Source organism: Vibrio sp. 2092 (assembly GCF_033339635.1).
Classification (GTDB): domain Bacteria; phylum Pseudomonadota; class Gammaproteobacteria; order Enterobacterales; family Vibrionaceae; genus Vibrio; species Vibrio alginolyticus.
Genome location: NZ_JAWOUY010000002.1, coordinates 122,286 through 146,308 on the forward strand (window position 1 = coordinate 122,286; position 24,023 = coordinate 146,308).

The 24,023-nt window shown below is 44.0% G+C and carries 24 protein-coding genes and 1 tRNA gene; 20 read left to right on the forward strand and 5 right to left on the reverse strand.

Features of this window, described 5'->3' with window-relative positions; all coding sequences use genetic code 11:
- The first annotated feature begins 12 nt into the window (after nt 1–12).
- The 15 genes from cydB (at nt 13) to R7P80_RS04355 (ending at nt 11,704) form a co-directional block, all read left to right on the forward strand.
- Nucleotides 13–1,149 carry a cytochrome d ubiquinol oxidase subunit II gene (cydB, locus tag R7P80_RS04285; RefSeq protein WP_005387923.1) on the forward strand — a complete coding sequence of 379 codons (1,137 nt, stop codon included), beginning with the start codon at nt 13–15 and terminating at the stop codon, nt 1,147–1,149.
- Nucleotides 1,150–1,161: 12 nt separating this feature from the next.
- Nucleotides 1,162–1,269, forward strand: a complete 108-nt coding sequence (cydX, locus tag R7P80_RS04290; protein WP_000270284.1) for a cytochrome bd-I oxidase subunit CydX — start codon at nt 1,162–1,164, stop codon at nt 1,267–1,269.
- Nucleotides 1,262–1,564 carry a cyd operon protein YbgE gene (gene ybgE / locus R7P80_RS04295; RefSeq protein WP_005378304.1) on the forward strand — a complete coding sequence of 101 codons (303 nt, stop codon included), beginning with the start codon at nt 1,262–1,264 and terminating at the stop codon, nt 1,562–1,564. Before cydX ends, ybgE begins: the two co-directional genes overlap by 8 nt.
- Nucleotides 1,565–1,736: 172 nt before the next feature.
- Nucleotides 1,737–2,156, forward strand: a complete 420-nt coding sequence (ybgC, locus tag R7P80_RS04300) for a tol-pal system-associated acyl-CoA thioesterase (RefSeq protein WP_017820044.1) — start codon at nt 1,737–1,739, stop codon at nt 2,154–2,156.
- Complete coding sequence (tolQ, locus tag R7P80_RS04305; protein ID WP_005378301.1) at nt 2,146–2,844, forward strand: protein TolQ; 699 nt, start codon at nt 2,146–2,148, stop codon at nt 2,842–2,844. Before ybgC ends, tolQ begins: the two co-directional genes overlap by 11 nt.
- A gap of 3 nt (nt 2,845–2,847) precedes the next feature.
- The gene (locus tag R7P80_RS04310; protein WP_005378298.1) at nt 2,848–3,291 is read left to right on the forward strand and encodes an ExbD/TolR family protein; all 444 of its coding nucleotides are present in this window, start codon (nt 2,848–2,850) and stop codon (nt 3,289–3,291) included.
- A 13-nt stretch (nt 3,292–3,304) separates the two neighbouring features.
- Nucleotides 3,305–4,372: a cell envelope integrity protein TolA gene (gene tolA / locus R7P80_RS04315; protein ID WP_017820045.1), complete on the forward strand. Its 1,068-nt coding sequence runs from the start codon at nt 3,305–3,307 to the stop codon at nt 4,370–4,372.
- Nucleotides 4,373–4,384: 12 nt separating this feature from the next.
- Entirely contained in the window at nt 4,385–5,737 is a 1,353-nt protein-coding gene (gene tolB, locus R7P80_RS04320) for a Tol-Pal system beta propeller repeat protein TolB (protein ID WP_005387925.1), read from the forward strand.
- 30 nt (nt 5,738–5,767) lie between these two features.
- Nucleotides 5,768–6,292 (forward strand): peptidoglycan-associated lipoprotein Pal, encoded by a 525-nt coding sequence (gene pal, locus R7P80_RS04325; protein ID WP_005378293.1) that lies wholly within the window; start codon nt 5,768–5,770, stop codon nt 6,290–6,292.
- Between the two features lie 15 nt (nt 6,293–6,307).
- Nucleotides 6,308–7,060, forward strand: a complete 753-nt coding sequence (ybgF, locus tag R7P80_RS04330) for a tol-pal system protein YbgF (RefSeq protein ID WP_005387926.1) — start codon at nt 6,308–6,310, stop codon at nt 7,058–7,060.
- A gap of 251 nt (nt 7,061–7,311) precedes the next feature.
- The gene (nadA, locus tag R7P80_RS04335; RefSeq protein WP_017820046.1) at nt 7,312–8,373 is read left to right on the forward strand and encodes a quinolinate synthase NadA; all 1,062 of its coding nucleotides are present in this window, start codon (nt 7,312–7,314) and stop codon (nt 8,371–8,373) included.
- A gap of 118 nt (nt 8,374–8,491) precedes the next feature.
- A complete protein-coding gene (locus R7P80_RS04340; protein WP_225491473.1) occupies nt 8,492–9,535 on the forward strand; it encodes a potassium channel protein in 1,044 nt (347 codons plus the stop codon).
- Nucleotides 9,535–9,951, forward strand: coding sequence for a DUF350 domain-containing protein (locus R7P80_RS04345; protein ID WP_005378281.1), 417 nt, complete (start codon nt 9,535–9,537; stop codon nt 9,949–9,951). Before R7P80_RS04340 ends, R7P80_RS04345 begins: the two co-directional genes overlap by 1 nt.
- Nucleotides 9,952–9,959: 8 nt before the next feature.
- Nucleotides 9,960–10,529: a DUF1190 domain-containing protein gene (locus R7P80_RS04350; protein WP_025766906.1), complete on the forward strand. Its 570-nt coding sequence runs from the start codon at nt 9,960–9,962 to the stop codon at nt 10,527–10,529.
- Between the two features lie 8 nt (nt 10,530–10,537).
- Complete coding sequence (locus R7P80_RS04355) at nt 10,538–11,704, forward strand: glutathionylspermidine synthase family protein (RefSeq protein WP_033905056.1); 1,167 nt, start codon at nt 10,538–10,540, stop codon at nt 11,702–11,704.
- A 73-nt stretch (nt 11,705–11,777) separates the two neighbouring features.
- On the opposite strand, the gene R7P80_RS04360 is transcribed toward R7P80_RS04355, so the two are convergent.
- Nucleotides 11,778–12,389: a YecA family protein gene (locus tag R7P80_RS04360; RefSeq protein ID WP_225491472.1), complete on the reverse strand. Its 612-nt coding sequence runs from the start codon at nt 12,387–12,389 to the stop codon at nt 11,778–11,780.
- 51 nt (nt 12,390–12,440) lie between these two features.
- Between R7P80_RS04360 and R7P80_RS04365 the strand changes: the two genes are divergently transcribed.
- From R7P80_RS04365 to R7P80_RS04375, 3 genes are all read left to right on the forward strand, one after another.
- Nucleotides 12,441–14,861, forward strand: a complete 2,421-nt coding sequence (locus R7P80_RS04365) for a hybrid sensor histidine kinase/response regulator (protein ID WP_137282486.1) — start codon at nt 12,441–12,443, stop codon at nt 14,859–14,861.
- Nucleotides 14,862–15,363: 502 nt separating this feature from the next.
- Nucleotides 15,364–15,813, forward strand: coding sequence for an L-alanine exporter AlaE (locus R7P80_RS04370; RefSeq protein ID WP_005378276.1), 450 nt, complete (start codon nt 15,364–15,366; stop codon nt 15,811–15,813).
- A gap of 144 nt (nt 15,814–15,957) precedes the next feature.
- Nucleotides 15,958–16,045 (forward strand) — tRNA-Ser (locus tag R7P80_RS04375).
- A 273-nt stretch (nt 16,046–16,318) separates the two neighbouring features.
- Here the strand turns inward: R7P80_RS04375 and R7P80_RS04380 are convergent.
- The 3 genes from R7P80_RS04380 to R7P80_RS04390 form a co-directional block, all read right to left on the reverse strand.
- Nucleotides 16,319–16,447 (reverse strand): hypothetical protein, encoded by a 129-nt coding sequence (locus R7P80_RS04380; RefSeq protein WP_257789285.1) that lies wholly within the window; start codon nt 16,445–16,447, stop codon nt 16,319–16,321.
- Between the two features lie 353 nt (nt 16,448–16,800).
- Nucleotides 16,801–17,793 (reverse strand): cytochrome d ubiquinol oxidase subunit II, encoded by a 993-nt coding sequence (locus R7P80_RS04385; protein ID WP_005388401.1) that lies wholly within the window; start codon nt 17,791–17,793, stop codon nt 16,801–16,803.
- Between the two features lie 2 nt (nt 17,794–17,795).
- Nucleotides 17,796–19,127, reverse strand: coding sequence for a cytochrome ubiquinol oxidase subunit I (locus tag R7P80_RS04390; RefSeq protein ID WP_206969718.1), 1,332 nt, complete (start codon nt 19,125–19,127; stop codon nt 17,796–17,798).
- A gap of 816 nt (nt 19,128–19,943) precedes the next feature.
- On the opposite strand from R7P80_RS04390, the gene R7P80_RS04395 reads away from it, so the two are divergent.
- Nucleotides 19,944–20,192, forward strand: a complete 249-nt coding sequence (locus R7P80_RS04395) for a hypothetical protein (protein ID WP_005378271.1) — start codon at nt 19,944–19,946, stop codon at nt 20,190–20,192.
- A gap of 5 nt (nt 20,193–20,197) precedes the next feature.
- Here R7P80_RS04395 and R7P80_RS04400 read toward each other — a convergent pair whose 3' ends face one another.
- Complete coding sequence (locus R7P80_RS04400; RefSeq protein WP_005388404.1) at nt 20,198–21,187, reverse strand: Solitary outer membrane autotransporter beta-barrel domain; 990 nt, start codon at nt 21,185–21,187, stop codon at nt 20,198–20,200.
- Between the two features lie 774 nt (nt 21,188–21,961).
- Here R7P80_RS04400 and R7P80_RS04405 point away from each other — a divergent pair.
- Complete coding sequence (locus R7P80_RS04405) at nt 21,962–23,599, forward strand: methyl-accepting chemotaxis protein (protein ID WP_225491471.1); 1,638 nt, start codon at nt 21,962–21,964, stop codon at nt 23,597–23,599.
- Nucleotides 23,600–24,023: the final 424 nt, after the last annotated feature.

Genomic DNA, 24,023 nt, shown 5'->3' on the forward strand with positions numbered 1-24,023 from the left:
GGAGATAACAAGATGTTTGATTACGAAATCTTGCGACTCATCTGGTGGGTACTAATCGGTGTTCTACTAGTTGGTTTTGCAGTAACAGACGGCTTCGATATGGGTGTAGGCGCGCTTGTACCTATCATCGGTAAAAACGACACGCAACGTCGTGTCATGATTAACTCAATTGCTCCTCACTGGGATGGTAACCAAGTTTGGCTTATCACTGCTGGTGGTGCACTGTTCGCAGCTTGGCCTTTGGTTTACGCAACGTCATTTTCAGGCTTCTACTTAGCGATGATTTTGACACTAGCAGCGCTATGGCTTCGTCCTCTTGGCCTAGACTACCGCTCTAAAATCGAAGATCCAAAATGGCGCAATAGCTGGGATATCTGTATCTCAATCAGTGGTTTTGTTCCGCCAATCATCTTTGGTGTAGCGTTTGGCAACCTTCTACAAGGTGTACCATTCCAATTGAGTGAGTTCTTGATGCCAACATACCATGGCTCATTCTTTGGTCTACTAAACCCATTTGCACTGTTGTGTGGTCTAGTAAGCTTGTTCATGATTTTGATGCAAGGTTCTACTTGGCTACAAATGAAAACAACAGGCGAAGTGCATGTGCGTGCGCGCAACGTTGCTCAGTTGGCTGGTTTACTGACGGTTGCTGCGTTTGTAGCGGCTGGTTTCTGGATCCAAAATATCGATGGCTACGTCATTGTTGGCGGTATCGACACTAACGCAGCTTCTAACCCTCTAAACAAAGAGGTTATCCGTGAAGCTGGTGCGTGGATGAAGAATTTTGAAAACTACCCATTACTATGGGCTGCTCCTGTACTAGGTGTTGCAATGCCGCTTCTCGCTGTATTGGCATCTCGTCTTGAAAAATGTGCGATTTCGTTCATTACTTCAAGCTTGGGTGTTGCTGGTGTTATCTTTACTGCAGGTTTTGCGATGTTCCCATTCATCATGCCTTCAGACTTAATGCCAAGCCACAGCTTAACAATGTGGGATGCAACGTCATCTGAGCTGACTCTGAACCTAATGACAGGCGTTGCGTTTGTTATGGTGCCAATCATCCTTGGCTACACATCTTGGACTTACTACAAGATGTTTGGTCGCCTTGATGACCAGTACATTGAAGACAACAAAAACTCACTTTACTAAGGAGCATTTACTATGTGGTATTTCGCATGGATTCTAGGTGTACTACTTGCTTGTGCATTCGGTATCATCAACGCTCTTTGGCTAGAGCACTCAGAAATGATGGATAAAGACAGTGAGTAACCTCGCTGATAAGGTAGCGAAACTTCACGCACCAATGGATAAGACTCTGCTACGAGTCTTATCTCTCATCCTTGGCTTTATGCACGTAGGATTGGTGATGTGGGACCCTGAAGCTTACCATCAAGCAATTGGTGGTTTTAACTCAATCATCGCACCAGCACTGATTTGGTCTGTATGTTCAAGCATGGTGTATGGGGTGGGCTTCAAGCCAAGAAACTGGTACTGGCAAGTTTTGTTTAGTCCTTATTTCTCGTTAGCTATCTTAATTTATCTAACGGCACTTTATTTCATTTAGGCTGAAATATGCTGTAATAAAGTCGGTTACTAAATCATCGAATAAAAGCTAGGTATCTCGCCTAGCTTTTATTTTTTCTACAAATTTCAAAAATATTTCCTTAGCTCGGTACCAATTGCTGTCGCTTCAGTTATAGTAATTACTTTAAAGAATTGAATATATTGGTACTTCCTTGCAAGGCACATCAAATCTCTTTCACTGGCCGATCACCGTGTACTATGAAGACACTGATGCGGGCGGTGTTGTATATCATTCTAATTATCTAAAATTCTTTGAGCGCGCACGGACAGAGATGTTACGTGCTAAAGGCATTTCTCAACATGTTTTACTGGAACAAAATATCGGCTTTGTTGTCCGACACATGGATATCGATTTCAACCAAGGGGCTAGGCTGGACGAGCATCTGACAGTCGTAACCCGAGTGTCAGAAATAAAACGTGCTTCTCTGCAATTCTGTCAAGAGTTGGTCAATGATCAAGGCAAGATATTGTGCAAGGCCTCGGTTAAGGTAGCATGTATCGATAATAAGAAAATGAAACCAATAGCTATTCCAACCTTTATAAATTCGGAGCTAACAAATAGTGACTGCTGATATTTCCATTTTAGATCTCTTTCTTCAGGCCAGTCTGTTGGTAAAGCTTGTGATGCTGACGTTGCTTGGCATGTCAATTGTGTCATGGGCAATGATCATCAAGCGCAGCAAAGTGCTTTCTCAAGCATCAAAAAATGCAGAGCAGTTTGAAGACAAATTTTGGTCGGGTACTGATCTTTCTCAGCTTTACCAAAAAGTAAAAGCGCGTAAAGACGAAATTGAAGGCACAGAAGAAATCTTCTACGCAGGTTTTACAGAGTTTGCTCGCCTACGTAAGAGCAACGCAAATTCACCAGCTTACATCATGGAAGGCACTGGCCGCGCAATGCGCGTTGCTGTTTCTCGTGAAGTAGATGAGCTAGAAACAAGCTTACCGTTTTTGGCAACAGTCGGTTCTATAAGCCCTTATATCGGCCTATTTGGTACCGTTTGGGGCATCATGCACGCCTTTATTGCGCTGGGTGAAGTAAAGCAAGCTACGTTGTCTATGGTTGCACCGGGTATCGCCGAGGCACTTATCGCGACAGCGATGGGGCTATTTGCGGCTATTCCGGCAGTAATGGCGTACAACCGCCTAAGCAATAAAGTGAGTAAACTAGAGCACACTTACGCAACATTTTCTGAAGAATTCCACAGCATCCTTCATCGTCAAGCGATGGCTGGCCGAGACAGCGCGGATAAGGAATAAAGCATGGCGGGTTATCAACCTAAAAAGCGAAAAATGACAGCGGAGATCAACGTTGTTCCGTATATCGACGTAATGCTCGTACTGTTGATCATTTTTATGGCGACCGCTCCATTTGTGACTCAAGGCGTCGACGTTGATCTTCCGAAAACATCGACCGCAGAATCTATGCAAGACCTTGCTGGCGAGACTGACAGTAGCTTTATTATCATCGAAATTGATAGCGAGGGTAATTTAGGCCTAAGCGTAAATGATGAAGAAGTTCAGCGAGGTTTGTCGTTGCAAGATGTTATTGTGCGAGTGAAAGCGGAGCGAGAGGTTAAGCCGGATTCACCAGTTGCGGTAGGTGGCGACGCGGCAACACCATATGCCGATGTTGTTCTATTGCTAGATGAACTAAGTCGAGCTGGTATCCCTAAGGTAGGTCTAATGACCGATATCAGGGAATAGACATCAATTATCTATGAAAGATCACAAGAAGAAACCCAACCAATACGCCAAACCGATAGCAATATCGGTTGGTTTGCATGCAATTCTAGTTGCAGCCCTGCTTTGGGGGACGGACTTCAACATGTCTAAACCAGAGCCTACAGGGCAAATGGTTCAAGCTGTTGTCATCGATCCAAAACTTGTGCAGCAACAAGCGAAAGAAATTCGCCAGCAACGCGAAAAGGCAGCGAAAAAAGAACAAGAGCGTCTTGATAAACTGAGACGCGAAGCAGAGCAGCTAGAAAAAAACCGCAAAGCTGAAGAAGAGCAAATTCGCAAGTTGAAAGAGCAGCAAGCGAAAGATGCTCAAGCGGCGCGAGAAGCAGAAGCTGCACGTAAGAAAAAAGAGCAAGAGCGCAAGCAGGAAGAAGAACGTGTTCGCAAAGAAAAAGAGCGAGCTGCTAAGCTAGAAAAAGAGCGCAAGGCAAAAGAAGAAGCCGTGCGTAAAGCTGAGCAGGAGCGTTTAGCAAAAGAAGCGGCTATAGCAAAAGCTGAGCAAGAACGTTTAGCTCGCGAAAAAGCAGCAAAAGAAGCGGAAGAAAAAGCACGTCGTGAGCGTGAAGCTGCTGAAAAAGCTGAACAAGAGCGCATTGCAAAAGAGAAAGCGGCAAAAGAGGCAGCGGAGCGAGAGCGTAAAGCGAGAGAAGCAGCTGAGCGTGCCGAGCGTGAGCGTAAAGCTCAAGAAGCCGCGTTAGATGATATTTTTGCGGGTCTTGAGGATGAGGTCAGTAAAAACAGTGCTGCGCGCAATCAATTTATTGACGACGAACTTTCTCGTATGTCATCCATCTATACTCAAAATATTCAGCAAAAGCTGATTAAGGATGACTACTTGCTGGGAAAGGAGTGTAGGGTAAACATCAAATTGATTCCGACAGGAACTGATATGATGGTCTCTGGTGTTACCGTTTTGAGTGGCGATACTCGAGTATGTGCTGCGGCGAAGCGAGCAATAGCTCAGGTAGGGACGTTCCCTAAATCTTCAGAATCAGCGGTCAATGAAAGACTAAAAGACATCAACATAACTGTTGCTTTGGACTAAAAGGAATAAGACGTGATTAGACGCCTTTTACTAGGAATGTTTGTACTGTTTAGCAGTATGACAAATGTGGCGAATGCCGCATTAGAGTTGGTCATTACCGATGGTATTGATTCAGCACGACCAATTGCTGTTGTTCCGTTTAAGTGGGAGGGCACACAAGCGCTTCCAACGGATGTTTCTGCTGTTATCGCCTCGGATTTACAACGTAGTGGTAAATTCAGCCCAGTTCCAACGAGCAAAATGCCACAAACACCGTTCAGTGAATCAGAAGTTAATTTTGATGCTTGGACCAATTTAGGTGTGGATGCGCTATTGACTGGTTCAATCAAGCAAAACGACCAAGGTGACTACGTTATCAACTATCAACTTGTTGATATTGTGCGTGGTCAGTTAACAGGTGGGAAGAGTAAGGCGCTTGGTAGTGACGGTGAATTGGTTCTGTCAAAAGATCATGTGCTGTTCAATAAAGTAGCCACTGTTCAAGGGCCTCGTATGCGTGAGTACGCTCACCGAATCTCTGATTTGGTGTATGAGCAGTTAACTGGCGACCGTGGCGCTTTCATGACTCGTATCGCATATGTGGTAGTGAACGATAAAGACCGTTTCCCTTACCAACTTCGAGTCGCTGATTACGATGGCTACAATGAGCGTCTGGTTTTACGTTCTAAGCAACCATTAATGTCACCAGCGTGGTCACCAGATGGTAAAAAGCTTGCGTATGTTAGCTTCCAAAATGGCCAAGCAGAAATCTTCATCATGAACATCTACACCGGTGAACGTGAGAAAATTACTTCATACCCACGTCACAATGGTGCGCCAAGATTTTCGCCAGATGGCAATAAGTTAGCGATTGTTCTTTCTAAAACAGGCTCGCTTCATGTTTATACGTTTGACCTTAACACTCGTAAGCTGACGCAAATTACGCGTGGCAGATCAAATAATACGGAACCGTTCTGGCATCCGGATGGAAAATCGTTGATTTTCACATCGGATAGGGGTGGTAAACCACAGATTTATCAAGTAAATTTGGGCAGCGGTTCTATTGACCGTTTGACTTGGCAAGGCAGCCAAAATTTGGGTGGTCAGATTACTCCTGATGGGCGATTCCTAGTTATGGTGAACCGCAGCAACGCAGGATTTAATTTGGCGAAACAAGATTTGGAAACTGGTGCTCTTCAAGTCTTAACTAAGACCTTGCTTGATGAGTCTCCTAGTATTGCCCCAAACGGTGGCATGGTTGTGTATAGCTCGATTTACAACAAGAAAAACGTACTATCGATGGTGTCAATTGATGGTCGATTCAAAGCTAGATTACCGGCAACAAATGGGCGTGTTCGAGCGCCTGCATGGTCACCGTTTTTGTAGTAATAAGTTTGATTAATAAAGGAAAATAAGATGCAACTGAACAAGGTTCTAAAAGGGCTACTAATCGCGCTTCCTGTAATGGCTGTTACAGCGTGTAGTTCAAGCGACGACGCTGCTTCTAACACTGGTGCAGCAACAAACAACAATGGCGCAGTGGAAACAACAGTAGCTACGCCAATTGATCAAAGCGGTCAGTTGACAGAGCAAGAGCTAAAAGAGCAAGCGCTACGTGAAACTCAAACAATCTACTTTGCTTTTGACAACTCAACAATTGCAGCAGATTACGAAGAGATGCTAGCGGCTCACGCTTCTTACCTAAGCAAGAACCCAGCACTTAACGTAACTATCGAAGGTCACGCTGATGAGCGTGGTACTCCTGAGTACAACATCGCTCTAGGTGAGCGTCGTGCACAAGCAGTAGCGAACTACCTACAAGCACTAGGTGTTCAAGCTGACCAAATCTCAATCGTTAGCTACGGTGAAGAGAAGCCACTTCTTCTAGGTCAATCAGATGAAGTTTACGCTAAGAACCGTCGCGCGGTTCTAGTATACTAATTCGAGGTAATCCTCATGTTCAGTAACACTAAGCGCGCTGTTGCGCTTACGTTACTGGCAAGTGCAGCGAACTTTGCGTTCGCTGCACCAGCTCCAGTATCCGATCTCAACAGCACATCATCCGTCTCTAAGAGCCGTTCATCTGAAACGGAAGTAGAGCGTCTAGAGCGCTTGCTACAAAACCGCAATCGCGTTCAGCTCCAAATGCAACAGCAAATTGACCAAATGTCACAAGAGATCAGTGAATTACGTGGTCAATTAGAGCGAAATAGCTACGAAATGAAGCAAATGTTGCAACGTCAACGAGAGTTGTTTGTCGAGCTGGATCGTGTTCGTGGAGAGATAAAATCCGCGCCTGCGCAAGAAGCGAAACCGGCTAAAACAGGTGGTCAGTACACACCAAATGTTGATGAGCAAACGGCATACCAAAATGCAGTCGACCTCATCCTCAAGAAACGTGACTACACTGGCGCAATTGCAGCGTTCCAGCAGTTCCAGAAAGATTATCCTGATTCTACATATTCAGCGAATTCTCACTACTGGCTAGGTCAGTTGTACTTCGCTAAAAAGCAGGATGAGGATGCAGTGAAAAGTTTTGCCGCTGTTGTGTCTTATAAAGACTCCAATAAGCGAGCCGATGCGTTGCTTAAGTTAGGCGAAATCGCTGAGCGTAATAACAATGCAGCTCAAGCGAAAAAGTACTACCAACAAGTGGTTGATGAATACCCAGGTAGTGCATCTGCAAAACTTGCCAGCTCTAAGCTGTAAGACGTTATGTTTTGAAAAGGAAGCTTCGGCTTCCTTTTTCTTTTCCATTTTCTGTTGGTGCAGAACGGCTAAGTCGATAGCAATGATGCAGAGCCTCTGACCTTATGTTGCACCGAATTTAGCTACTCGGAAATGCTACCTGTAACAAAGATATACGGCTAGACCGCTAGAAATCCCCGCGACAAGTTGGTTTTTGAAAATTAACGAGGTTACAATACTCGGATTAAAGGAAGTTGCGTAGAGCAAGAGCAATGAGCCATATATTAGATAAAATCGACACTGTTTACCCATTCCCACCGAAACCAGTTCCATTAAGCGAAGAAGAAAAAGCATCTTACATTGAGCGTATTAAAAAGTTACTCAAAGAAAAAGATGCGGTACTTATCGCGCACTACTATACCGACCCTGAGATTCAAGCCCTAGCTGAAGACACTGGCGGGTTTGTTGGTGACTCGTTGGAAATGGCGAAGTTTGGTAATCGTCACCCTGCAAGTACATTGATTATTGGTGGTGTTCGCTTTATGGGCGAGTCGGCCAAAATTCTGACACCAGAAAAGCGCATTCTAATGCCAACGTTGGAAGCGGAATGTTCGCTTGACCTTGGCTGTCCTGCGGATAAGTTCAGCGAGTTTTGTGATGCTCACCCTGATCATACGGTTGTAGTTTACGCAAATACTTCAGCAGCGGTTAAAGCCCGTGCCGACTGGGTCGTTACATCGAGCATTGCGCTTGAAATCGTGGAACACTTAGACGCTGAAGATAAGCCAATTATTTGGGGACCAGACCGTCACCTAGGATCGTACATCGCTAACAAAACTGGCGCAGATATGCTGCTTTGGCAGGGTGAGTGTGTGGTTCATGATGAGTTCTCTGCTGATGCGCTACGAAAAATGAAGAGCGTGTATCCAGATGCGGCTATTTTGGTTCACCCTGAGTCACCAGCAAGCGTCGTAGAACTTGCCGATGCCGTTGGATCAACGAGTCAGCTGATCAAAGCAGCGAAAGAGCTTCCTCACAAACAAATGATCGTTGCGACAGACAAAGGCATTTTCTTTAAAATGCAGCAACTTGTGCCAGAGAAAGAACTTATCGAAGCGCCAACCGCAGGTGCAGGCGCAACATGTCGCAGCTGTGCACACTGTCCTTGGATGGCAATGAACGGTTTGAAAGCAATTGAGAAAGCGCTTAGTGAAGGTGGTGAAGAGCACGAAATTTTTGTTGATGAAGCGCTACGTGTGAAATCACTTATCCCACTGAACCGCATGCTAGATTTTGCTGAGCAGCTAAATATGCAAGTGAAAGGTAATGCTTAAAAAGTAGGCGTAACTGAAAGTAAATCTCAAAAACCAGCCGAATATGGCTGGTTTTTTTGTGTCTTACTATCAATGAGTTACTATTGATGCAATCAATGAATATCGAGGTCATAAATTTATGGCGGTGTGGTTAGTAGTTAAAAAGTGGCTTAGTTCCCACCTTTTTAAATTGAGCAACCGAAGCCTTCTCATCTTTAGTGGCTTATATGTGAGCCTTTCATGGTGGCTGCTGGTTCTCGCTGGTGAAACAGCATTAACAGACAGTTTCGCTAACTTTATCTATTACCTCATGGTTACGGCGAGTACGGTGGGTTATGGCGACCATTCTCCAGTAACAGATATGGGTAAATGGGTTGTCGTACTATTTGTAATCCCCGGCGGTTTGAGCTTATTCGCCGCATTATTGGGGCGTGTCGCTGGAGCAGCGATGGACTATTGGCGAGCGGGTATTTTAGGAAAACGGAGAGTAAGAGTGGAAAACCATATTGTATTGTTGGGCTGGAATGGATCGAGAACGATACACCTTATTCGCATGTTACAACATGAAGAAGAGGGAAAGCGCCCGATTGTTTTATGCAGCCGTTCAGAAATAGAGAACCCGTTACCTGGCGAAATCAGTTTTATCAAAGTGACCAGTTATACCGATTCGCAAGAGATGAAAAACGCCAATATTGCCGAAGCCGCTTGCATTATTGTGGATAATCTCTCGGACGACATTACCTTGTCAGCCGCTCTATACTGCGCATCTGTAAACCCTTCCGCTCATTTGGTCGCTTACTTTAAAGATGAAGCGCTAGGCCGACTTCTAAGTCAGCATTGCCCGAAAGCGGAATGCATACCTGCTGTTGGCGCAGAAATGTTGGCAAAAGCGGCGGTTGACCCGGGCTCAAGTGCGCTTCATCAGGAGCTTTTGGCTTCAACACGAGGTATGACGCAATACTCAGTTATTTATCCTGAGGGGCAGTCTGCCACCACTATTGAGAATCTCTTCGTTTTTCTCAAAAGACGCCATCATGCCACGCTGATTGCTTTTGATATTGGCGATGGTATTCAACTCAACCCAGATTTAGATGCTGAAGTACCCGCGAGTACCAAGCTGTTTTACATTGCAGATGAACGTATTGAAGATTTTGCCTGGAAAGAAATGAACAAGGAACAATAATGCACATGATTGCCGGCCTGTTAGCAGGCTTCCCAAACTTTTTACTCTATTTCTCTGTTTCTATTATTTTTGTATTGGCGTTTAAGTTCATCTACGTCAAGTTGACGCCATACGATGAGTGGCATCTGATTAAAGAAAAACAAAATACAGCAGCAGCGATTGCGCTAAGTGGGGCTTTCCTTGGTTACTGTCTCGCGATTTCGGGGGCGGCAAAAAACTCAGTCAATATCGTCGATTTTATGGTTTGGGGCGTTGTCGCAATGCTTGCTCAAATTATCGCATTTGCAATTGTACGCTTTATTTTACTTCCGAAAGTGGCAGAGCGTATCGAAAAAGATGAACTGCCAGCCGGTATTGTATTAGCCGCAGTTTCTGTTTCGGTCGGCGTATTGAATGCCGCTTGCATGACTTACTAGGAGGAACGATGAAGCGGAGTTCTAACGTTAAACGTTCTTCCATGGACAAAAGCTTAAAGCTTGGGAAAATTCTTCCCTTTGCTGCCTTTGGTGGTATTTTCTTCTTTGCTACGTACGAGTCAAAAACAGAAGGGTACATTTTTTCTGATGCCGATGAGTGTAAATCTAACTCGCCTGAGTTTAGTGAACAGTGTGACATTGCATACCAAGAAGCTTTAGCTCGTGCCGAACAAAATGCCCCTCGCTACCGCAGCGAGTTCGAATGCGAGAATGATTTCTACGAGGATGATTGTTACTACAGTTCCAGTTCCCGAGCTTATGTACCTAACTTTGGCGGTTTTTTTTACAGTCGCTCATTAAGCGGGTTGAAAGGTTATAACAAGAGCTATTACTCAGAGCCGATGTACCGTTATAAATCCAAATTCTATAATGGAGCAGGACAATTCTTTGGCTCCTACCGAAATCAGCCGACCAAAGTCGCGACGAATAGCCTTAACAAACGTGGTGGCGGCACCATTGGCAGGGCGATGTCTCGAGGCGGGTTTGGTAAAGCGGTGTCGGTCAGTCGAGGCGGTTAAAAAGCACTATGTTTCGACGAGAAATACAAGAGCGCGAAAACTGGCGTGAATTAGCACGCCAGTTTGGTTTTGGTTTCCATACCATGTATGACCAACCGTATTGGGATGAGAGTGCTTACTATCAATTCACGCTGGAGCAAATTGAGCGCGATATAGAAGCGCCCACTGAAGAGCTGCATCAGATGTGCCTGGCTATTGTGGATGAAGTCGTTCGGAGTGAGCGGTTGCTGACGCAATGTGCGATCCCTGAATCTATGTGGGAGCAGGTCGCTTCTTCATGGAGACGAAGCGAACCTTCGCTTTATTCGCGGCTGGATTTCGCGTACAACGGGACCTCGCCAGCAAAATTACTGGAAAACAATGCGGATACGCCAACCAGCTTGTTTGAAACTGGCTTTTGGCAGTGGGTGTGGCTAGAAGATGTTGTAAATAAAGGTCGAGTTCACCAGAGCGCGGATCAATTCAATATTCTTCAAGACTTTTTGATCGAGCGCTTTGCCGAAATAGCAAAATACCAACCAGGACAAACACTTCACTTTAGCTGCTGCAAGTACACTGAAGAAGATAAAGGGACTGTCCAGTATTTAGAGGATTGCGCGCGAGAGGCAGGGTTAGCAACGGCATTCGTGCATGTCGAAGATATTGGAGTGACGGAAGATGGTCTGTTTGTGGATGCTGACGACAGAGCGATTCGTTGGATGTTTAAGCTTTACCCTTGGGAGTTTATGTTTGAAGAGGAATATGCGAAGTACTTAGCGACTGCGAACGTAAACTGGTTAGAACCGATGTGGAAGTCGATTCTATCCAATAAAGCACTTTTACCGTTATTGTGGGAGCGCTTTCCTAACCACCCGAACCTTTTGCCCGCTTATTTTGCTAACGATTCAAAAGCGAACACTATGAGAGATTATGTCATCAAGCCACTATTTTCTCGAGAGGGCGCGAACATCGAGATCGTCATCGATGGAAAACGTTTTGTTAAAACGTCAGGGCCTTATGAATCTCAATTCAATATCGTCCAGCAATACCATCCACTACCTAAGTTTGGGCAAAACCATACGTTAATTGGCAGTTGGTTGGTCAATGATAGAGCTGCCGGTATTTCGATTAGGGAAGACAGTAGCTTAGTGACTCAAGATATGGCGCGGTATATTCCACATGTAATTTTAACATGATCAAAAAAGCTCTCCATTTGGAGAGCTTTTTGTCTATTCAGCCGTTCAATCTTGATGGTCGACAGCGTTGCGTCTATTGTTCTTCAGCTAATGCAACACCGCGCTGGGTAAGACCGCATAACATCACTGGCATTGCATTGAAGATTTCCTCAAACTGCTCTAAGCCTTCCATACCTTGTTCGGCCAATGTTTCAACGGTCGTTTCTGGGTCGTAAAGCATAGTAAGAGAAAGTAAAACACCACCGAGTAGGGCATTATCTTCGCTATCCTCAGGCATCAACGTTTCCCAGTCATCACGCGCAAGTTGCCAGCCTTGTAATACACCTTCACAGAAATCGCGAGCCTGACTTGTTACAATGTCTTGCTCATCTAGCGCGCACCCTGCAGGCCACTGCCAAGTGCCTTCTAGGAGAGCGGGACGAGTTTGGTTCCACATTTGTACAATCTCGTCAATGTATTGCTCTAGTTGCTCACCGTCAGTAAATGGCGCTGTTTCTTCTCCACCCCATAAGAATGGCAACCACTCTTGAGGCATTAATACGTTTGGCGCTGCAGCCATCGCTGTTACAAAGCCTTGAGTTTTTGCTAGGTTTAGTAGTTTACCGTCAAGTTCTGGGAGAGAAAGGATGTCTTGTAGTTTCAAAATAGAATACCATTTGTTAATGGGCTGGTTGATTGCGCTCATCTTACCAATCAATTAGTGATAAATCGATATTAGGGAATGATTCACACATCTATGGAAATTCGCTCATCACTTAGAAAAAAAAGCATTCTCGCCCTAACACTTTACCTGTGCTTCTTTATCGCCACTATCGGTTCTGTCGCCTATTTGGTTGTTGAGCCACCGGTTAGACAAAAGCTAGAGCAAAACCTAGAGTTACGTACCCAACTCCTGGCTCTTGAGATAAAAGAGCCCCTCCTCAGTTCTACAGGTGTATTGAGCAGCTTAGTAGGGCTAGCCCAAGGGACTGAAAATATTCAATCTCTCAACACAATAATTCCACATATTCTTCAATTGAGTGACAAGATGCTTGTTAGTGGTGGCGTATGGCCTAAACCCGAGCTCAAAGCAGAACAATGGAGATATAAAAGTCTATTCTTCAATAAAAACAGTGATAGTGGTATTGACCAAATTCACTCCTACAATAACCCCGAATCTGGCGGTTATGATAATGAAGCCTGGTATGTCGCTGCCGCCGATGCTCCGGTAGGTTCTGTTAGTTGGTCTACGGTTTACATCGATACCTTTACTCAGGTCCAGATGATTACCGCGTCTTCTCCGTACTACCAAAACGGTCGATTCGCTGGAGTTGTAACGGTAGACCTATCACTTGATGCACTTTTTCAGTTTATTCGAGAGCACACGAACCAGCATTCTTTGGGGGTAGTGGTTCGCGATGCTGACTCAAACGTGATTATTGAACACAACTTTCAACTGACGGACGAAATTTATGTCAGCGAGCTTGATTTCGGAGAGTTCGATTGGCGCATGGAAGTTGTCAACGCAAAAGCTAAAGTCGCCGATCAAGTGTTTGAACAAGTGATGAGCGTTGAGGGGAGGATCATTCCATTTTTGCTCTTGTGTGTCTTGGTCGGTTACTACTTACTGAATCGCTATATTGTTGAACCAATTGTTCGCATTGCCGCTAAGATTGATGACTCGAAAACTGGTGGGATCATAGATATTGACTACGATAGCGATGACGAAATCGGACAGCTTATCGAGAAGTTCAATGAAAAGACGATCTATTTAGAGCAGGAGAGAATAAAAGCTCAGGCTTCGACAAACGCTAAAACGGCATTCTTAGCCACATTGTCCCACGAGATTCGCACACCAATGAACGGTGTACTAGGAACTGCCCAGATACTGTTAAAAACACCACTTACCGATGAGCAGCGTAAGCACCTGAGAACACTTTATGATTCAGGTGATCACATGATGACATTACTCAATGAGATTTTAGATTACTCAAAAATTGAACAAGGGCATGTTGAGTTTGAAAATAAGCCTTTCCCAATTGAGTCGATTATCGGCAGTATCAAGAGTGTTTATCAAACTCTATGTGCAGAAAAAGGTCTTCGCTTTAGAGTCGTCTCGCATTTACCAACGGGTCGTTGGTACAACAATGACAAAGCCCGTTTGCGTCAAGTACTGTTCAATCTACTCAATAACGCTGTTAAGTTCACCGATCGTGGCATCGTAGAGGTAGAGCTAGCCGAGAAATCGAGTAAGGCAGGCACCAAGCTGATACTAAAGGTAAAAGATACAGGAATTGGTATTTCAAAAGAGGCACAAAAACGCATTTTTCGTCCTTTTGAGCAAGCGGAGTCATCAACGACTAGACGGTTTGGTGGTACAGGGCTTGGTTTAGCAATAGTCAAAGAAATCGCGGAACATATGGGTGGGCAAGTGGTTGTAGAGAGTCAGGAGGACGCTGGAACGACTTTTACTGTCGAAATTGCCCTTACACCTTGCAAGCCAGGTAAAGTAGAGTCAATCAATACACATAAATTGAACTGTAAAGGGTTGAAAGCACTCATTGTTGAAGACAACCGAACAAATGCGATCATTATGGAAACTTTCCTCCGAGCCAAGGGCTTTGAGTGCACAAGTGTCGAAAATGGTCAGCTTGCAGTCGATGAGGTTGCGATCAAACCATTTGATTTGATACTGATGGATAATCATATGCCTGTTCTAGATGGCGTTGGGGCCATATCAGCCATTCGAGCAATGAGTTCACCTGCTAAGTCGGTACTGATTTTTGGCTGTACAGCGGATGTGTTCAAAGAAACACAAGAGCGTATGATTAATGTAGGAGCAGATCACATAATAGCGAAACCAATAGTGGAGTCTGAATTAAATGATGCACTGTATCTTCATGCGACACAGTTATATCAGTACCAATCGGACTTTGATGGAAATGCAGCAGATAGCTTTAATGCTGAAAAGTGGTTACTCAACTTCTATGTCGCTCTAGATAATGGACATCTTAATGAAGCACTTGAGGCTATTTCAGCGATCATTGCGGAGGCTCCCCTTGAACTCAGTGACGACGTTTCTTCAGTCGCTGAACGGATAAGAAGTAACTTAAAGCGTCAGCAATCCCCAGACCAAGATGATATCGATACATTAACGATTTTGCTGGCCTCACCATAACTGAATCAATATGGCGCAACTGTGAATTGTTCTTACTATTCATACGTCATCCAGCTTCGTGACAAACTCTTCTAACCTGCAATGAACAGGCTTGCAGTTTTACTTTTACGAGTAAAGCAGCAAGACCTTCTACTGTGATTATATCGGTAATACTCTGAATTTTCGCAGCTTGTTAGCATAAGCTATAGGAGTGACTGTTTACAGTCCGAGTTTTGTTCTAACTTTACGCCAAAATAATTATCGTAACCCCTTTTTATGTAAGTGAAATCCGTGTTTTTGTACCATTTTTACGTAATTTTAGGCGTTTTTACTCGCCATTGGTGAAAAAAACTACTTTTACTTTAAAAGTTGGTTATAAATTTACAACTTAATTTTAAATACAGAACCATAAGCTAGTTTTTGTGTGCTCTAATTGCATCATTAACTGGCTTGGTGTCTTTTTAGTGGTTAATAGTTTTATTATTTTTATTAATTGCAGTGTTTGATTTTAAGGGTTTTGTAAATGAAGTCTCGTGGACCATTTTGTATTCGTCACGCCGCAGCGGATACCTTTGCTATGGTTGTTTTTTGCTTTATCACAGGGATGATTGTCGAGATTTTGATTTCAGGGATGACATTTGAGCAATCTCTAGCATCGCGTACGCTATCGATTCCAGTGAATATCGCCATTGCTTGGCCGTATGGGGTTTTTCGTGATTGGGTGCTGCATCAAGGTAGTAAGGTGTCGCCGTCTTCCTTTATGAAGAACATCTCTGATCTGGTCGCTTATGTACTATTTCAATCTCCAGTTTATGCGGGTATTTTATTCGCAGTTGGCGCGTCTACAGATCAAATTGTGACCGCAGTGGCAAGTAACGCTGTTATTTCTTGTGGCATGGGTGTGTTGTATGGGTACTTCTTGGACATGTGCCGCCGTTGGTTCCGTGTTCCCGGTTATTCTCAAAGCATGTAAATGCCCCAGTTTTGCTCAATTTAGTTACTCAGTGAGCAATCGATTCGAAAAGGGCGCTTTTTTTTATGTTTAGCCTTGACCATCAGGCACATAATCATTAAATTAGCGCCTCGTTAGCCAATGATGCTAGCCAAAATTTGATTCGGTGAGTTGTCCGAGTGGCTGAAGGAGCACGCCTGGAAAGTGTGTATACGGCAACGTATCGAGAGTTCGAATCTCTCACTCACCGCCACATTCTAAAAGGTCTGATTTATCAGGCCTTTTTTCGTATCTACACTAAAGTAATGCGTCATTGAAAGTACACAAGAGTGCTCAAGGTGCAAGCGCCATTCTATCTACAAGCCAACTATTCACATCTCACCTCTATACAACGCCAAAATTGAAGATGCTATACAGAGGCAGCCATAATCTGATTGGTGCGGGTTAGCACATCCGCTTTAATCTAGAATTTAGCACCCATATCACATGAGGTATGAATACGGCCACAAGAATGAACGTATTGCTACTAGATACTAAGCAAAACAGCCATGAACACGAATACAACAGCAATCATAACAAAGAGATCTGTGTTTGGATTGAGGTCATCTGGGTTAAATTTTTCAATGCTTTGCGTCGTTTCGCATCGTATCTTCATGTTCTTGTCCTTATTTCATGTACTATTTCAACAGCAACATAACATGCAATTGAGTGTTCACAAGTCATAAAAAAGCATAAGTATACTTGCACCTCATTGAGCGCAAAAAAAATACTCAAAGCGTTTTAAAGTGGCGGTCTACCTTTTGTAACATCAAATGTTCTTTCTGTTTTTGTGCCTGTATCGCTATAGTTGAGAAACGGTTATCTCGTTCTAGTTAGGAACAAACTACTGGCTGCCGCTACATTCTCTCAGCGTTCCCACTCAGTCGCCTTGGGTAGATACTTTAGTCGTTGAGTACTGCAAAAAAAACGCCGCATGAGCAGCGGCGCTTTGTTGAGGAATTCCCTTTCCTACTTGTAGCTAAGTTCTGTCGCTTTGCCTTTGAAGATCCGGTATACCACAAAGGTGTAAAGCAATATCACCGGCATAACAATCATCACACCGTAGCCCACGATTATTAATGTCGCAGGTGAGGAGGCCGCTTGTTGTGCGGTCATCAACCCCGGCACAACTTCTGGGAAGAAGCTATACGCAAGACCGAGAAAGCTCAACGCGAAAATGACGGTGACACCAAAGAAAGGCCAACGCACACCCAGATCATTCACCATTGGAACCTGACGCAAATAGCGATCAACTAGGAAGATGGTTGCCAATACAATTAACGGAACTGGGGCAAGCAACAAGATTTCTGGGAAGCTGAACCAACGCAAGGCAACTTGTTGATTTACAATTGGGTTTACAACGCTAACCACCAAGATTCCTAAGGCCGCTAACCAACCAGCACGGCGAGACCAACGGGCCGAGCGTATTTGCAAATCACCTTCCGTTTTTAGTACTAACCATGCGCCACCGATGTAAACGTACGCCGCTGCTACACAAAGTGCGCTTAACCAAGCAAAGCCAAATGCTTCGGTTGATTGTTCAAATCCCATGATGTAACGACCCACCATGTAACCCTGAGTTAGTGCGGTGATTAGCGAGCCAATTCTGAAGCACCAATCCCAATGAGGTTTATGATCCGAGTTCGCTTTGGCTCGGAAATCGAATGCCACGCCACGCATTATCAGTGCGATAAGCATTATGGCGGTCGGCATATAGAGCTCCGTTAAAATCAAACTGTGAGCGGTAGGAAAGGCAATCAACAAAATACCAACGGCTAACACCAACCACGTTTCGTTCGCGTCCCAGAAAGGGCCGATAGAGGCTATCATTCGGTCACGTTGCGCTTCATTATCACTTGGTAAAAGGATACCGACGCCAAGGTCGTAGCCGTCGAGCACAGCATACATAAAGACCGAGAAGCCAAGCAGCAGAAGATAAATTTCTGGTAGATAGTCGAGCATGATTAGGCCTCTTGTTGTGTCAGTGGGACTTCATGGGCTGCAATGTCTTTGCGCGCCAAATAGAATAGGGTATGGATGTACGCAACCAGCAATGCAGCATAAATGGCTAAGTACATAATGAGCGAAGTCATCACGCTACTGCTCGCAACCGTGGTGACGGCTTCTGATGTACGCAATACACCGCTGACCAACCAAGGCTGTCGGCCAATCTCAGTAACATACCAACCCGCCAATGTGGCTATCCAACCGGAGAACGTCATGGCTAATACCGTGTACAGGTAAGGTTTAGGTAACGCTTTTTTGCGTGCTAGCGTCACCGCGCCATACCAGCTAACCAGCAGCATAAGGACACCTACACCAACCATCACGCGGAAACCAAAGAACAGGGGCTTCACTGGTGGGTGGTCAGGCGCAAACTCGTTAAGTCCCTGGATTTCCCCGTCTAAGTCGTGCGTAAGAATCAAACTCGCCAACTTAGGGATGCCCACTTCAAAATCATTGCTGCGAGTTTCTTCATTTGGCATCGCAAATAGTAGAAGAGGCGCGCCTTGCTCGGTCTCCCACACACCTTCCATCGCTGCAATTTTTGCAGGTTGATGTTCAAGCGTGTTTAACCCGTGAAGGTCACCGACAAAGATTTGTACCGGGATGAACCCAGCCGCCGCGAACAGCGCGACTTTTAGACCAAGTTTGGCTGAGCGGTGATCTGACTTTTTCATTATTTGATAAGCCGAGATACCTGCAATCAAGAAGCTGGCAGTCAGCGCCGATGCTAATAGCGTGTGTAGAAGACGGTACGGTAAAGAAGGATTGAAAATGACTTCTTTCCAACTGGTCACATGAACAATGCCGTCAATCACTTCATAGCCACTTGGTGTGTGCATCCAGCTGTTAAGCACCAGAATCCAAAATGCGGACATACTTGTCCCAACAGCAACCAGAACGGTGGCGAGAGTATGAACCCATTCCGGTACTCGTCCTCGTCCAAAAAGCATTACACCCAGGAAGGTGGCTTCCATAAAGAAGGCGGTCATCACTTCGTATCCGAGCAATGGTCCAGCTACGTTTCCGACTCGTTCCATAAAGCCTGGCCAGTTGGTACCAAACTGGAAACTCATCGTAATGCCGGATACCACACCCAAGGCGAAAGTGAGAGCGAATATCTTGACCCAGAAGTAATAAACATCGAGCCATACGGGGGCCTGTGTGCGGTTATATCGCCACTTGAAAAACACCAACATCCATGCCAACGCGATGGTGATGGTCGGGAAGAGAATGTGAAAGCTGATATTGGCCGCGAACTGGATCCGCGACAGCATGAGGGTATCTAACATCTTGGTTCCTCAAAAACGTGCCATACTAAAAATCGTGTCTATCTGTAATTTAGTTACGAAAAGTCGGGCAGTTTGGATTCATGTATCGAGAAATACAGGTGATTCTGTTTTCTTCTAACCATGATTTATATCAACTAAGGGAAAGAAAGGAGTGTAGGAAATTGTCTCAAAATGCCACTAATAGTCGCGAGAAGTGAGTAAAAGAAAGCAAATGTAACTGAAGGAGCATGGATTAAGATTAGTTCGAATTATCCTTATGATGGTTTCGATAATCCTGAAATAAAATTACAAAAACAATATTTTTAGTAAGGAAAATTGCCTTGCCTTCACTTTGAACCTCCATACTATTTATACACTAGTCATGTCGAGATCATCTCAAACACAGCAAACTTACTGGCAGTTAAGGTGGGAAACTTTAGCTAATTGATAAACTTAAAATTGCACTGCTAATGACATGTGCATCATAAGTTTGTTAGCACTCGACCAGAAGTGCGATAGGCTACATTTTTATACTAGCGAACGATTTGGCTCTAGGTAATTCGGCTTTCACTAGATCAACAAGTCGACTGCGGACCATTTTCGATTCCTGATGAGTTTCAATCCAAACTGACACTTACTTTTCAGCAAGTGTGCTAGTGTCTTTCTTGTTATTTATTAAATAATTAATAAATGCCTATATGGTAAAGAGAGTTGTGGGCAGCTATCTCGAGCAGTAGACTGGCGCTAGCCAGAGAGTCTGACTTTGAGGGGGGCATTCTACATGAACCTTGGATTCTGCCACCGCAAAGCTGATATTGAATTTGATGGAGATGGATAATGAACGACAGTTGGGCTAATTTCTTTCCTTACTTTGCTGGAGCTTTTAAGCTTATTGTATTAGGGATAGGAGCCTACTTAGCCATTAAATGGCATTTTGACGAAGAGCGAAGGGTAAGAGAAGCGGAAGGTGTGGTGTTTGATAACCCAAGTCTCATGAAAAAGTTTGCGAAGACGCTAACTCTGCCATTCCTTTTGTGTCTTCTCGTTCTTCTTGTTATATATGCTACCAACTGGTTCCTGTACTGACAGCGTTATTGTTTGTTGTAGTAAAGTTGAATGCTGCCACCTCTGAGAGTCGAGCCGTAGTTGAAGTTAACGCCTATGCCGAAATTGTCCAACCAATCAAAGGGCTTTGGTGCATAAAATAGCCATCCTATAGAAGCTTCGTAGTAATGCGGACTTCCCAGTTCATCGCTTAAATCATGCGAAAGGTCGACTCTTTTAATCCCGGTAAATAAAGCTTGCTCACCGTGATAAATATTGTAGTAACCGGTGATTTCATTAGATAGGTACCAACCTTTAGGGTTGCCTATATTGCCGTTATTTGCGCTTCCCCAGCTGTGCCCAATGAATGAATTCAATGTCGAACTGGCATGCCATTTCCCCCAACTTGTGGGAGACGTGTATTTGGCTTTAATGGATGGTTGAACTATTGCCGCCCATGCTGAAACGTTAACGGCACGGCCGTCTAGGATTCTTCCAATGATGGAGGAAAGTTTATTATCGGTAGAGAATGAGTTTTCATAACGCATAAGGTGAGTCGTCGTTCTGGTGCTAAGGGTGACGTTTTCACTTGCTTTGTATAGATACCCATAACCAATCGACGCGCCGTATGTCCTTTCCTTGAGAAGATCCTTACTTGTGCCGAATAGTTTGAGATCATTCTCTGTTTGTATCGTAAACGCCTTAAACGACAGCTCATGTAAATCCTCGCTGCCCTCAATGTCAAAGTTAGTCGTGTAAGGGAGAACATATACGGATTTGCTTCGACGTTCATTGATTGACTCGTCAGTCCCGAACTCTGGGTTGGCGGTATCAAATAATGCATTCGGATCAAAGTCGCCAATACCAAACGCAATTGCGTCAGTATCGGACAGCAACACCGCGATAGAAAAACGTTGTTGAAGAAGGTTGCTAATTTCCTTATCTAGTGGATCCGCATGAGCAGTATGAGGTAGAGAGAGTAGGAGAGCGAGCGAAACGACTCGCCACTCCACTGAGGCGAAGTTGGGTTGGAACATTTTGGCTCTTTTAAATGGTTCATGCATGGAGTTTTCGGACGTATCGGTACGCTAACATTAGTTTAATCGTTGAATGGTCTGTGTAACTTTGAGAAATCTATGTTTTCTCATATTGATATGAAAAAGTTCCTTAAACGAGTTTAGCTTCAATGTGTATGCTGCACCAGATTTGTTTAGCAACATCATTCTTTTCTGAAGATGTAGCAAGACTTTGTGGCTAGGTTGCATTATTTTCTTGAATGCGTCTCTTGAAAGCAAAATAGCAAACTTTTTTATTGCCTTGGCGCTCAAGAAAATCTGAATCGTTCACTGTGCTACTGGTTAACTTCGAAAACTTGTAAGCATCCTGTCTGCCAACATCACGACTAATATCCTCACGGAGTAACCCTAAATACGTCAGATAAACAATGGTTTTTTTGAGCTTTAGAAGAAATGTTCGGACCTTTGCATATTACGCGGTCGTGCTCAATCCAAAAACTGTATTTTGTATGTGTTCTCAGTAAATCATTGATTCGATCTATTCTTCAAAATGTGGTCCCTTTTAATTCACTTTCTGTTACATATTTTTCGTTTTGAAAGAGCATTTTAATTTGCATCTTTTGAAAAGATCTCTTTGTTAAATTTTGTATAAAATCAACTAATTGTTGAAATTAGAACCCTTGTCAAAAAGTCATTAGATTTCATGTTTAATAGCCTCTTTTACCTAATGGTATACTCTATTTGTTTGATATAATTTCCGGCAGTTTGTATACCATAAATAAAGAGAGTCTATTCATGTTCCAGAACTTAACGATCAAGCAGAAGATAGTGATCCCGCTGTCATTGATTATTGGATTGTTTATTGTGAGCTCTGTATTAAACGTTATGACAAGTTGGAAGCAATCTGAATTGAGTGAGACACTCAACGAACAGATCGTGCCGAACTTATTAACGATTGAGGATGCTTATCGCGATCTTTACCAAGCAACATCTGCAATCCAAGGTGTTGCACTTTCTGATACTCAAAACGATATTGATCATCACATCGGTGAATACAAAGACAACGCCTACAAAGCACTGCCACGTATGGAACAAATGATTGAGCTATCACAAGCCGGTGTGATGCCTTCTACACATGGTAATGAAGTTCGAACGCTTGTCTCTTTGGGTGAAAAGTGGTTAGCAAGTTATGAGGCGATGCTACGTTTACCTCAATCTCAATGGCGTGGTTACTACAATGAGCACAAACATACCTTTGAAGACCAATTTATCGAGGTTAGAGCGCAGCTTAACGTTGTAAAAGATGCAATAGAAGAAAAGCAAAGCCAATTGAAGGACGAAATATCAGCGGCTGCAACAAGAGCAGAACTCATTCTTGAGGCTGGCATTGTGATTGTTATTTTTGCCGCTATCGCGATGGCTTTTTTGTTGTTACAAACGGTTGTGAAGCCTATCAATGATATTAAAAATGCGATGACAGAAATTGCGTCCGGTGAAGGTGATCTAAGTCAGCGAATCGATGTAAAAACACAAGACGAAATTGGCAATTTAGCAGACGCATTTAACCAGTTTGTGTCCAAAATTCAAGTGACAGTCGCTCAGGTAATTGAAAGCTCAAATACCCTACGTAACGAAATGGCAAATCTTAGCTCGTTGACCAAGACCATCGCGAACTCGACCGTTTTTCAGCAAAAAGATAGTGAGGCGGTAGCGGCGGCAGTGCACGAAATGCAAGTCACCAGCAGAAATGTAAGCGATAGCGCTAACGAAGCCGCGGTTGCGAGCCAAACAGCGAATGATGAACTTACCAATACCAATGTTATTTTGGATCAAACGGTTAGCTCAATTCGCAGCCTCGCAAGTGAAATCGAAAGCGCAAGCCACGTCATTAACACATTGGATCATGATGTGAGTAACATTGCGTCCGTACTGGATGTAATTCGTGGTATTGCCGAGCAAACAAACTTATTAGCGCTTAACGCAGCCATTGAAGCGGCTCGCGCTGGAGAGCAAGGGCGAGGCTTTGCTGTGGTAGCGGACGAGGTTCGTTCTTTAGCCAGTCGTACGCAACAGAGTACGGGAGAAATCCAAACCATGATTGAAAAGCTACAATCTGGTGCAGGACAAGCTGTAGAAGTGATGCGCGGTAGCCAAAATAGCAGTGATGAAACGATCAAGTCCGCTGGCCGAGCGAGTGAATCCCTTTCTGAAATCTTGAACGCGATTTCACGTATGAACGAGATGAATACACACATTGCAACGGCTGCGAGCCAGCAAAGTACAGTAAGTGACGAAGTAAATAGCAACGTACAAGGCATTGCAGACAGTAGCACTTCAATTGTGGAAATCGTAAACCAAGCGCAAGCTTCTTTAGCCATGTTGTCAGAGCAAACTCAACGTTTAGATCATCAGGTCAGTCAGTTCAAAGTATAAGCTTGAGAACAGCAATCTCACTGACGAAATAACCCGCTTCTTAGCGGGTTATTTTTTAGATAAGTGGCGAACCTGACTTGTGAAATTTCGACTATATTTACATTCCTTTCTCACTTTAGTTCGTATACCAGAGTGGGCAAATAACCCTAGACAGCGGTAACAAACTCTGTACAGCGTGATGATGCTTTTATCATCACTTTTGCTGCTTTTTAACCATTGCAATTGCACACAGGAAAATGTGATTTCCAACCCAAAATCTTCAAATTTGAGAACTTCATAACACCTTTACCATAAACGTTTTTCGTAAGCGTATAGAACTGTAAATTTTGTTGTATGTACAACACTGGGTATTTATCATCCTAATTAATTTGTTCTGGATATACATCCGTTAGTCATTATTAAGTCATTCTAGAAGCTTTTAATA

Coding starts and splice junctions, on each gene's coding strand:
- cydB (WP_005387923.1), top strand. CDS start 13: ATGTTTGATTACGAAATCTTGCGACTCATCTGGTGGGTACTAATCGGT.
- cydX (WP_000270284.1), top strand. CDS start 1,162: ATGTGGTATTTCGCATGGATTCTAGGTGTACTACTTGCTTGTGCATTC.
- R7P80_RS04310 (WP_005378298.1), top strand. CDS start 2,848: ATGGCGGGTTATCAACCTAAAAAGCGAAAAATGACAGCGGAGATCAAC.
- tolA (WP_017820045.1), top strand. CDS start 3,305: ATGAAAGATCACAAGAAGAAACCCAACCAATACGCCAAACCGATAGCA.
- pal (WP_005378293.1), top strand. CDS start 5,768: ATGCAACTGAACAAGGTTCTAAAAGGGCTACTAATCGCGCTTCCTGTA.
- ybgF (WP_005387926.1), top strand. CDS start 6,308: ATGTTCAGTAACACTAAGCGCGCTGTTGCGCTTACGTTACTGGCAAGT.
- nadA (WP_017820046.1), top strand. CDS start 7,312: ATGAGCCATATATTAGATAAAATCGACACTGTTTACCCATTCCCACCG.
- R7P80_RS04340 (WP_225491473.1), top strand. CDS start 8,492: ATGGCGGTGTGGTTAGTAGTTAAAAAGTGGCTTAGTTCCCACCTTTTT.
- R7P80_RS04345 (WP_005378281.1), top strand. CDS start 9,535: ATGCACATGATTGCCGGCCTGTTAGCAGGCTTCCCAAACTTTTTACTC.
- R7P80_RS04350 (WP_025766906.1), top strand. CDS start 9,960: ATGAAGCGGAGTTCTAACGTTAAACGTTCTTCCATGGACAAAAGCTTA.
- R7P80_RS04355 (WP_033905056.1), top strand. CDS start 10,538: ATGTTTCGACGAGAAATACAAGAGCGCGAAAACTGGCGTGAATTAGCA.
- R7P80_RS04360 (WP_225491472.1), bottom strand. CDS start 12,389: ATGAGCGCAATCAACCAGCCCATTAACAAATGGTATTCTATTTTGAAA.
- R7P80_RS04365 (WP_137282486.1), top strand. CDS start 12,441: ATGGAAATTCGCTCATCACTTAGAAAAAAAAGCATTCTCGCCCTAACA.
- R7P80_RS04370 (WP_005378276.1), top strand. CDS start 15,364: ATGAAGTCTCGTGGACCATTTTGTATTCGTCACGCCGCAGCGGATACC.
- R7P80_RS04380 (WP_257789285.1), bottom strand. CDS start 16,447: ATGAAGATACGATGCGAAACGACGCAAAGCATTGAAAAATTTAACCCA.
- R7P80_RS04385 (WP_005388401.1), bottom strand. CDS start 17,793: ATGCTCGACTATCTACCAGAAATTTATCTTCTGCTGCTTGGCTTCTCG.
- R7P80_RS04390 (WP_206969718.1), bottom strand. CDS start 19,127: ATGTTAGATACCCTCATGCTGTCGCGGATCCAGTTCGCGGCCAATATC.
- R7P80_RS04395 (WP_005378271.1), top strand. CDS start 19,944: ATGAACGACAGTTGGGCTAATTTCTTTCCTTACTTTGCTGGAGCTTTT.
- R7P80_RS04400 (WP_005388404.1), bottom strand. CDS start 21,187: ATGTTCCAACCCAACTTCGCCTCAGTGGAGTGGCGAGTCGTTTCGCTC.
- R7P80_RS04405 (WP_225491471.1), top strand. CDS start 21,962: ATGTTCCAGAACTTAACGATCAAGCAGAAGATAGTGATCCCGCTGTCA.